Origin of the sequence: Sphingobacterium sp. 1.A.4, from assembly GCF_002734245.1 — a bacterium.
Taxonomy (GTDB): domain Bacteria; phylum Bacteroidota; class Bacteroidia; order Sphingobacteriales; family Sphingobacteriaceae; genus Sphingobacterium; species Sphingobacterium tenebrionis.
Map to the genome: position 1 here is coordinate 57,673 of NZ_PEAZ01000034.1, position 9,689 is coordinate 67,361.

Consider the following 9,689-nt stretch of genomic DNA (forward strand, 5'->3'; position numbering starts at 1 on the left):
GTAATCACCAAAATATATTGTGTATATAAGTTTATATCAACCTAAATTAACCTAACCGACAAATTAGCATTTCTTCTGAAAATTAACAAAAAAAGGGGTCAAAAAATGACCCCATTTAACATATCTTAAAAGTTGAACCCTTATGCCAACAAACGGATTGGTGCTTCCAACAATCCTTTCAATGTTTGAAGGAATTGCGCTCCAGTCGCGCCATCAACCACACGGTGATCACAACCTAAAGTCAGCTTCATGATGTTTCCAGGAACAACAGCTCCGTTCTTAACCACTGGAACCTGTTGGATCGCTCCAACAGAAAGAATGGCACCATCTGGAGAGTTGATGATCGATGTGAACTCATCGATTCCGAACATACCCAAGTTAGATACGGTAAAGGTAGAACCTTCCCAATCAGCTGGTTGCAATTTCTTAGCTTTTGCTTTCTGTGCGTAGTCTTTAACCTCTGCAGAGATGTGTGACAACGATTTACCGTCAGCAAAACGGATAACCGGTACCAATAGACCATCTTCAACAGCCATGGCCACACCGATATTCGTATGCTCGTTGTAACGGATCTTATCACCTAACCATGAAGAGTTAACATTAGGATGCTGTTTTAACGCAACAGCCACCGCTTTGATAACCATATCATTAAATGAAACCTTAACCGGTGCTACTTCATTGATCTGTGCACGTGCAGACATCGCATTATCCATATCGATGCTTACCGTCAGATAGAAATGTGGTGCGGTGAACAAGGACTCTCCTAAGCGGCGAGCAATTGTTTTACGCATTTGGTTAACAGGCTTCTCGGTATAACGTTCTTCTCCAATATAAGTTGGTAAACTGATGGTTTTCACTTCCGCATCCGAAGATTTTGCAGGAGCAGATGCAGCCGCAGCGGCAGGCGCTGCCGAAGGCACGAAATTCTCCACATCCTTCTTCACGATTCTTCCGTTCTCAGCCGAACCTTTTACTTGGTTCAGGTCGATTCCTTTATCTTTAGCAATCTTACGAGCCAATGGAGATGCTTTAACCCTAGAATCATCAGCAGCAACAGGTGCCGAACCGGATTCCGCAGGAGCAGCAGCATTTGCTTTCTCCTCTGCAGGTTTTGAGTCTTCCTTCTTCGCTTCTCCTTCAGCAGGAGCAGCCGATTTTTGGTTCAATAAAGGTGTAACATCTGTTCCAGCAGGACCCACGATAGCAATGATATCATTTACTTTCGCTGCCTGTCCAGCCTCAACACCTACATATAATAAAGTACCATCTGCGTAAGCTGTTACTTCCATGGTCGCTTTGTCCGTTTCCACATCAGCAATAGCATCATCAGATTTGATGGTATCTCCAACTTTAAAGTTCCATTGTGCGATAACCCCTTCCGTCATGGTATCACTCAACAAAGGCATCGTAATAACCGTAACACCAAGATCTTCTGCAGTAACATTCGATCCAGCAGCCTCTTCATTCGAAGACTCTTCCTTTGAAGATTCCTCTTTCGCAGGTTCCGCTTTCTCTTCTTCTTTTTTCGCAGGAGCAGCTGAACCATCGTCTTTCAACAATGCCTCATAATCTTCTCCTTCTTCGCCTAAAACAGCGATCACAGCATCAATTGCCACTGCTTCGCCTTCTTTAGGGCCGATGTACAACAAGGTTCCTTCTTGGTAAGATTCGAAATCCATTGTTGCTTTATCTGTTTCAATCTCTGCAACTAAATCTCCAGAGTTTACTTTATCGCCAACTTTTTTGTGCCATTTTGCGATGACCCCTTCTGTCATGGTATCGCTCATTTTTGGCATTCTTACTACTTCAGCCATTTCTTAAGATGTTCTATATTAGTTAAAGTAATTATCGTTCATTAATCCATTACAAAAGGATAATCCTTCTGTACGTAAATATCTTCATAAATTGCTTCTGCAGTAGGATATGGAGACTCTTCTGCAAATTTAACAGAGTCATCAACCGTTTTCTTCACTTCAGCTTCTACTTGATCGAACCATGCATCATCTGCATATTTATTCTCTACGATAGCGTGTTTAACCGCGATGATCGGGTCACGCTCTTTGTATTCTTCCAATTCCTCTTTGGTACGGTATTTCGCTGGGTCAGACATCGAGTGTCCTTTGTAACGGTAAGTACGGATCTCCAAGAAAGTAGGTCCTTCACCTGCACGAGCACGTTGAACGGCTTCATCCATCGCGTTGTGAACTGCAACCACATCCATTCCATCTACCGGTGCACTTGGCATATCAAATCCCAATCCCATTTTGTAGATATCTTGCATGTTGGTCGTACGTTTTACAGAAGTACCCATCGCGTAACCGTTGTTCTCACAAACAAAGATCACTGGTAATTTCCATAACATCGCCATATTCAAGGTTTCATTGAACGCTCCTTGACGAACCGCTCCATCACCCATATAACAAATGTTCACATTATCAGTTCCCAAATATTTCTCTGCAAAGGCAATACCGGCACCCAATGGAATCTGTCCACCTACAATACCGTGGCCACCCATAAACTTATGCTCTTTCGAGAAAAAGTGCATAGAACCACCTTTACCTTTTGAACAGCCTGTCGCTTTACCGAACAATTCTGCCATACATGCATCTGCAGATACCCCTTTAGCCAAGGCATGAGCATGATCGCGATAAGCAGTGATTAAGGAATCTTCCGGCTTGATAACAGACATGGTACCAGCCACAACAGCTTCCTGTCCGATATATAAATGACAGAATCCACGGATTTTTTGTTGTCCGTATAGCTGGCCTGACTTCTCTTCAAATTTGCGCATGAGCAGCATAGATTTATACCACTCTAGGTAGGTTTCTTTTGTTATAGGTGTTGAACTCATTTCTAAGTATTGAATTTCTTTACTAAACTGACCACAAATTTAATCAATATTAACGAGATTTTTGATAAATTTTAGGTTACAAAATAAAAATCGACCCTACTTAGAGTCGATTTATTTCATTTATATCTTAGAATACTTATTTAAGTTTTTCAATTAAAGCGGCAATCCCCAACTTTTCCTGCTCCCCGCTCTCCATGTTCTTCAGGGACAGTTCCCCCGAACGAACCTCCTCGTCTCCAATCAACAGCACATAAGGCACCTGTTTTGCGTCGGCATAGCTCATCTGTTTCTTGAGTTTCACAGCGGCAGGATATAACTCAGCAGCAATACCCGCATCCCTCAACTGGTACAGTAGTGGCAAGGTAAAGCCTTCCAGTTCCTTGTCAAAATTAATGATCAACACTTTCGTGCGCTCTGCATTGATCGGCGGAAACAGATTCAATTCTTCCAGCACATCATAGATCCGGTCTGCACCAAAAGATACACCTACGCCCGTGATCTCCTTCAGACCAAACATCCCGGTCAGGTCATCATAACGACCACCACCGCCAATACTTCCCATCTGCACTTCGTTCGTTTTCACCTCAAAGATACAGCCGGTATAATAATTCAATCCGCGAGCCAGGGTAATATCCACTTCAACAATTTTCTCCAGCAATGATCCTTGACCCAGTTTCTGCAGGTAATCGAATACGGTCTCAATTTCAGCTATTCCTTGCAAACCAACAGCCGAATCCACCAATACCGATTTTAGGGCTGTAAGTTTCTCCAGGTTTGTTCCGCTCAACTCAATGATCGGTTTTAATACCGCCAGATCCTCTTCTGTAAAACCTCTTTCAAGCAATTCCTTATTGACACCTTCCAGACCGATCTTGTCCAACTTATCGATGGCCACCGTCATATCCACGATCAATTCCGGTTTCCCAACCACTTCCGCGATTCCGGAAAGAATCTTACGGTTGTTCAATTTGATGTTGAAATCCTGAAGTCCTAATTTTGTCAAGGCTTCCTGATAAATCAAAATAAACTCAGCCTCATTCAATAGGGAATCAGAACCTACCACATCCACATCGCATTGGTAGAATTCGCGATAGCGACCTCGCTGCGGGCGATCCGCACGCCAAACCGGCTGGATCTGAAAACGCTTGAATGGAAGGGCAATCTCATGCTGATGCATCACCACATACCTGGCGAACGGAACGGTAAGATCGTAACGCAAGGCTTTTTCCGAAATGGAAGATATCAGTTCTGTGGATTTCTTCTCTTCCAACAGCTTTTCAGGTGCTTTGGAAAGGTAATCTCCAGAGTTCAGAATCTTAAAGATCAGCTTATCCCCTTCATCCCCATATTTACCGGTCAGGGTACTAAGGTTCTCAAACGAAGGTGTCTGGATTTCGCTGTAACCATATTTTTTGAAAATGGTTTTTAAGGTATTATAGATATGATTTCTTTTCTCCATTTCTACAGGAGTGAAATCACGAGTTCCTTTTGCTAATGATGGTTTAATTGCTTTCATACTGAAATCGTAAGGCTAATTCGTATAAAATGTTTAGATGGTAAAGTCTGTAAATACTTTGAGGTATTCACATGCTTTCTCGGCAGCCAATTTTTCTGCACTCTTTTTGTTGAAGTCTCTTCCTATTCCACAATCTTCACCGTCTACCACAACCTTCACAGAAAATAACTTATTGGATTCTCCTTCCGGATTATCGATCTGCAAAAATGCCACTTCTTTACCGTTATGTTGACACCATTCGATCAGGCGACTCTTAAAATTGGTCTCCGTGATTTCCAAGGTATGTATATCCACATGGGGTTTGATAATCCTGGTCAACAAAAATTCCCGGGTGAATTGATAGCCACGATCCAGGTAGACCGCACCAACAAGGGCTTCAAAGGCATCTCCCAAAAGCGATCCTTGTTTATTCGGGTAACTGATCATCCGGGCATCGTATTCGATCAATTCGTTCAGTCCCAGCTTGCGGGAAAGCTGATTGAGGTTTGCACGGGAAACGATCTTTGATCGCATCTCCGTCAAGAACCCCTCATCCTTATAAGGATAAAGTTTAAATAAAAGTTCTGCGATAACAGACCCCAGAACGGCATCCCCCAAAAACTCCAAACGCTCATTGCTGTTCTTTACCCCATCTTTGATCAGGATAGCGACAGACTTATGCCGAAATGCCATTTGGTATAAACGCACATTTCCTGGAACAAAACCCAATAGGTTTTTTAGCTTCCGTACATATGATCGACTGGGAGACAGATATAGATTATAGACCTGTTTAATGGGCATGATTATATTAAATAACAAATAGGTAGTCGAAAAAGATCAACTACCTATCAGTAAAATTCTTAGCCTGTTATAGGATAAAATACCATGTTAACCTTTATACTTTTTGACAATAACGGAAGCGTTATGGCCTCCAAAGCCAAAGGTATTACTCAATGCTGCATTCACAACACGTTTCTGAGCGGTATTGAATGTGAAATTCAATTTGTTATCAATTTCAGGATCATCCGTAAAGTGGTTGATCGTTGGTGGAACGATATCGTTCTGCACCGCCAGGATCGAAGCAATTGCTTCCACTGCCCCAGCTGCCCCCAATAAGTGGCCTGTCATTGATTTTGTTGAGCTGATGTTCAGCTTGTAGGCATTCTCACCGAATAGATCTACGATCGCTTTCGTTTCGCTGATATCTCCAACTGGTGTGGAAGTACCATGAACGTTGATGTAATCGATATCCGAGAAGTCCATACCGGCATCGTTGATGGCCATGGTCATCGCCAATTTCGCGCCCAATCCTTCAGGATGTGAAGCTGTGATATGGTGTGCATCAGCACTCATGCCTCCGCCAACTACCTCAGCATATATTTTTGCTCCGCGTGCCAATGCATGCTCAAGGCTTTCCAAGATGATCGCGCCCGAACCTTCACCAGAAACAAACCCATCACGGTCCTTGTCGAATGGACGAGAAGCCGTTTTTGGATCATCGTTTCGTGTAGAAAGTGCGTGCATCGCATTGAAACCACCAATCCCTGCTTCATTGATTGTTGCCTCCGAACCACCCGTAATGATTACATCTGCCCTACCCATACGGATATAGGTAAAAGCATCGATCATCGCATTGGTCGAAGATGCACACGCTGAAACAGCCGAAAAGTTAGGTCCTCTTAAGCCATGGCGCATTGAAATATGTCCTGGAGCAATGTCCACGAGCATTTTCGGAATAAAGAATGGGTTAAAGCGTGGTGTACCATCTCCTTTTGAGAAATTGGCAACTTCCTCTGTAAAAGTAGTCAAACCACCAATACCCGAACCCCAAATTACCCCTATGCGGTTTCTATCTAATTTATCAAAATCCAATCCGGCATCCTTCACCGCTTCATCTGTAGAAGCAATGGCGTACTGCACGAACGGATCTACTTTGCGCGCCTCTTTACGATCCATGAACTCATGGGGATCAAATCCCTTAACTTCACAAGCAAACTGGGTCTTGAATTTTGACGCATCAAAATGTGTGATAGGAGCGGCTCCACTTACACCATTGATCAAACCCTCCCAGTAAGCTGGGACGGTGTTGCCGATTGGTGTAAGTGCGCCTAATCCTGTTACAACTACTCTCTTAAGCTCCATTTATGATGTCTGGCCTAATAAAATTAGTTAGTTAACGTTTTTTTCTAAGTAAGCGATTGCTTGACCTACAGTACTGATGTTTTCAGCTTGGTCATCAGGAATTGCAACGTTGAATTCTTTTTCGAATTCCATGATCAACTCTACTGTATCAAGTGAGTCTGCACCTAAATCATTCGTGAAAGAAGCTTCTGGTGTTACTTCATTTTCGTCTACACCTAACTTTTCTACGATAATTGCTTTTACTCTTGATGCGATATCTGACATGATTTTCTAGTTTAATTGTTTAATAAATCTGTGCAAAGAAAAAATAAATTTCCCCAATAATCAAATCTTTTTGACTTTTGGAAACAAATAAAGAACAAAGGTACCCCAGTTTTGGTTTTTCAACCGCTTAGATACTAACCTTATTCAATAATAATAAAACTAAAATTGTTTTACAAACTTAATCTATTTTTAATGTTAATTTTATCATATTTCATAGATTAAACCGCATATTTCTTTATTTTTGTTAATCACTAAACGCTTTATTTGGCTTGAGTAAGATCACTTTTAAACTGGAAACCGACTTCGACCTGGAACTGGATTTTAATTTAGTAGGAATTAGCTCAGTACTTCGCGATTATCGCCTAGCCCATTTCATCAATAAGCATACAGGGCTCCAATTTATCAACGGAAAAGAGGACTATTACGACCATAACGGAAATAAAAAAGATAAACCGCAGGATGAATTGGACTATCACATCATTTACGAAAACAAAAAAAACAAAAAACCTGTACAACAGCATTTTAATATTTTTCGGTTCCATAACCTTACCTTCGAATTTGAATACTACCTGTTAAGTAACAAATCCATCGAAGGAGCTTCTTTAGTGCCGGAAATCCTTAGCTTTGATTATTTTCTGATCATCAAGCATTTTATACATCCTGATGATTTAGACGCACTTATCGACAATATTAAAACCATACCCGAGGTCCTTCTTGTAAAAGAAATAGACCCAACCGCATTGAAATCTAAAGAAAATCTGATATTTTAGCGAATTATTTAGATAGTGTAACTTCTACACATAAACCTAACCTTCGCAAATCGGGGATTTTATTTGCGAATTGATAACAGTAAGAATATAAAAAATTAAAATTCATTCAAATGGATAAACTAAAAAAGCGGACCAAAATTGTTGCAACATTAGGCCCAGCTTCCTCTAAAAAAGATGTTCTGACCCGTATGATTGCTAAAGGTGTCGATGTTTGTCGCCTTAATTTCTCCCACGGAAGTCAAGAGGATCACCTCAAAGTAATCAATACCATTAACGAAATCAACCAAGAACACCCTTTCAATGTGGGTATATTAGCCGATCTACAAGGACCTAAAATCCGTATCGGAAAGATGAAAGAAGGCGGTGCCATCTTGGTCAACGGTAGTGTCGTTGAAATCACAACCGATGAACTGATCGGCGATGAAAAAAGAATCTACATCACTTATGAGAACTTTCCTAATGATGTAAAAGAAGGCGAGATCATTTTGTTAGATGATGGTAAATTACAGTTACGCGTATTAACCACTAATCATAAAGATACAGTTACCTGCGAAGTGGTACACGGCGGTATCCTAACTTCCCGCAAAGGCGTGAACCTGCCGAACACCAAAGTATCTATCCCTTCCTTAACAGAAGAAGATCTGGACAATCTGAACTTTGCTTTAGATCATGGTGCCGATTGGATTGCCATGTCTTTCGTGCGTTCAGCTGAAGATATTTACCAATGTAAGGAGATCATCAAGGAAAAGGGATCACATGCCAAAGTGATTGCGAAGATCGAAAAACCAGAAGCGATCGATAATATCGATGCGATCATCGAGGCTACGGACGCGATCATGGTAGCTCGTGGTGACTTGGGTGTGGAAATGCCAATGGAAGAAGTTCCAGGACTTCAGAAGATCATTGTACAGAAATGCCGTAACCTTTCCAAACCGGTTATCATTGCAACCCAGATGTTGGAAAGTATGATCACTACACCGCGTCCTACGCGTGCTGAGGTGAACGACGTGGCTAACTCGGTGATCGATGGTGCTGATGCCGTGATGCTTTCTGGCGAAACATCTGTAGGTGAATTCCCAGAGATCGTTATTGAAACCATGGCAAAGGTGATTACCCATGTAGAAGCGACTTCTTATCCTTACTACAGCGAAAAAGAAACCTTGGGAACAGTAGGTGTAACCCGTATTCCAGATGCCATCTGTAGCTCATCCATCTTCTTGGCCGAAAAAACAAATGCTTCTGCCATTGCGGTCATGACCGCTTCAGGATATACAGCGATGGAAATTGCGAGTTACCGTCCGGATGCCGATATTTATGTCTTTACCGGTAACAGAACATTATTGCGTACATTAAGCTTAGTTTGGGGCGCGAAAGCCTTCATCTACGAAAAATACGAAAGTACCGATGGTACGATCCAAGATGTAAATGGACTTTTACAACAACACCGTTTGGTAGAACCTGGTCAGATTGTGATCAATACCTCTTCTACGCCGCTACATGCGAAAGGAAGAACAAACACCATCCGTGTTTCTGAAGTAAAATAATCCTCATTCGAAACATCTAGAAACATAAAAAAGCCCGAGCTTATGCGAGGGCACTGAAAAAGTCTCAACTTTTTAATGAGATTTAAAGAAATGACTGAGTACAGGATTTACCTTACTCGGTCATTTTTGTTTAAAGGATTTCTGAAAGTGTGTTTTTTAATGGCCTTATTGAAGGTTTAGCCGATTAGGCTTGCTGTTTGAGATTTTAGTATCCCAATTGCCCTGTTTTTGAGGTAATACCTTTCCTTTTTAGATCAATTTCAGGATTCTTTTCAAGTTTACCGTAAAGATGGCCATTGCACCCTGCATTTCCATGTTTTGGATACCATAGGAATCGGCCCTGCCATATCCATGGACATTCTTGAGCTCGCTGTTCTTGGCCTCGATTTTATATCTTTCCCTGGACTTTCTCCGATAATAATCTGATTCTTGAAAAGCCATCTGATCTTTGTAAAGATCGGTTTTTATGGAGATGGAATAGGACTTGGTTCTAGCCCCTTCCTTGTAACATCCTTCTCTAAGTGGGCAAACCTTACACTTCTCTACATTAAAGAAATAGCTATCAACTTGATTGCTCACTCCGTTCTTTTTTCCTCCCCGAACTTTTCTGATAGCCAAATGGC

The 9,689-nt window shown here is 41.6% G+C and carries 9 protein-coding genes; 2 read left to right on the forward strand and 7 right to left on the reverse strand.

Annotated features, from left to right (window positions below):
* Positions 1–140 precede the first annotated feature (140 nt).
* The 6 genes from CRJ00_RS03420 to CRJ00_RS03445 form a co-directional block, all read right to left on the reverse strand.
* Entirely contained in the window at positions 141–1,814 is a 1,674-nt protein-coding gene (locus CRJ00_RS03420; protein ID WP_099365483.1) for a pyruvate dehydrogenase complex dihydrolipoamide acetyltransferase, read from the reverse strand.
* A gap of 41 nt (positions 1,815–1,855) precedes the next feature.
* Positions 1,856–2,851: a pyruvate dehydrogenase (acetyl-transferring) E1 component subunit alpha gene (gene pdhA / locus CRJ00_RS03425; protein ID WP_099365484.1), complete on the reverse strand. Its 996-nt coding sequence runs from the start codon at positions 2,849–2,851 to the stop codon at positions 1,856–1,858.
* A gap of 136 nt (positions 2,852–2,987) precedes the next feature.
* Complete coding sequence (hisS, locus tag CRJ00_RS03430; protein WP_099365485.1) at positions 2,988–4,367, reverse strand: histidine--tRNA ligase; 1,380 nt, start codon at positions 4,365–4,367, stop codon at positions 2,988–2,990.
* A gap of 33 nt (positions 4,368–4,400) precedes the next feature.
* A complete protein-coding gene (rnc, locus tag CRJ00_RS03435) occupies positions 4,401–5,147 on the reverse strand; it encodes a ribonuclease III (protein ID WP_099365486.1) in 747 nt (248 codons plus the stop codon).
* An 87-nt stretch (positions 5,148–5,234) separates the two neighbouring features.
* Positions 5,235–6,488 carry a beta-ketoacyl-ACP synthase II gene (gene fabF / locus CRJ00_RS03440; protein ID WP_099365487.1) on the reverse strand — a complete coding sequence of 418 codons (1,254 nt, stop codon included), beginning with the start codon at positions 6,486–6,488 and terminating at the stop codon, positions 5,235–5,237.
* A gap of 27 nt (positions 6,489–6,515) precedes the next feature.
* A complete protein-coding gene (locus CRJ00_RS03445) occupies positions 6,516–6,752 on the reverse strand; it encodes an acyl carrier protein (RefSeq protein WP_079643602.1) in 237 nt (78 codons plus the stop codon).
* Positions 6,753–7,021: 269 nt separating this feature from the next.
* Here CRJ00_RS03445 and CRJ00_RS03450 point away from each other — a divergent pair, with 269 nt between their 5' ends.
* Positions 7,022–7,522 carry an IPExxxVDY family protein gene (locus CRJ00_RS03450; protein WP_099365488.1) on the forward strand — a complete coding sequence of 167 codons (501 nt, stop codon included), beginning with the start codon at positions 7,022–7,024 and terminating at the stop codon, positions 7,520–7,522.
* A gap of 110 nt (positions 7,523–7,632) precedes the next feature.
* The gene (pyk, locus tag CRJ00_RS03455; protein WP_099365489.1) at positions 7,633–9,066 is read left to right on the forward strand and encodes a pyruvate kinase; all 1,434 of its coding nucleotides are present in this window, start codon (positions 7,633–7,635) and stop codon (positions 9,064–9,066) included.
* Between the two features lie 249 nt (positions 9,067–9,315).
* Here the strand turns inward: pyk and CRJ00_RS03460 are convergent.
* On the reverse strand, positions 9,316–9,689 hold a 374-nt coding region (locus CRJ00_RS03460; RefSeq protein WP_180268410.1), incomplete at its 5' end, for a transposase.

What these genes read in the sequence shown, in the direction of transcription:
- CRJ00_RS03420 (WP_099365483.1), bottom strand. Translation starts at nt 1,814, where the DNA reads ATGGCTGAAGTAGTAAGAATGCCAAAAATGAGCGATACCATGACAGAA.
- pdhA (WP_099365484.1), bottom strand. Translation starts at nt 2,851, where the DNA reads ATGAGTTCAACACCTATAACAAAAGAAACCTACCTAGAGTGGTATAAA.
- hisS (WP_099365485.1), bottom strand. Translation starts at nt 4,367, where the DNA reads ATGAAAGCAATTAAACCATCATTAGCAAAAGGAACTCGTGATTTCACT.
- rnc (WP_099365486.1), bottom strand. Translation starts at nt 5,147, where the DNA reads ATGCCCATTAAACAGGTCTATAATCTATATCTGTCTCCCAGTCGATCA.
- fabF (WP_099365487.1), bottom strand. Translation starts at nt 6,488, where the DNA reads ATGGAGCTTAAGAGAGTAGTTGTAACAGGATTAGGCGCACTTACACCA.
- CRJ00_RS03445 (WP_079643602.1), bottom strand. Translation starts at nt 6,752, where the DNA reads ATGTCAGATATCGCATCAAGAGTAAAAGCAATTATCGTAGAAAAGTTA.
- pyk (WP_099365489.1), top strand. Translation starts at nt 7,633, where the DNA reads ATGGATAAACTAAAAAAGCGGACCAAAATTGTTGCAACATTAGGCCCA.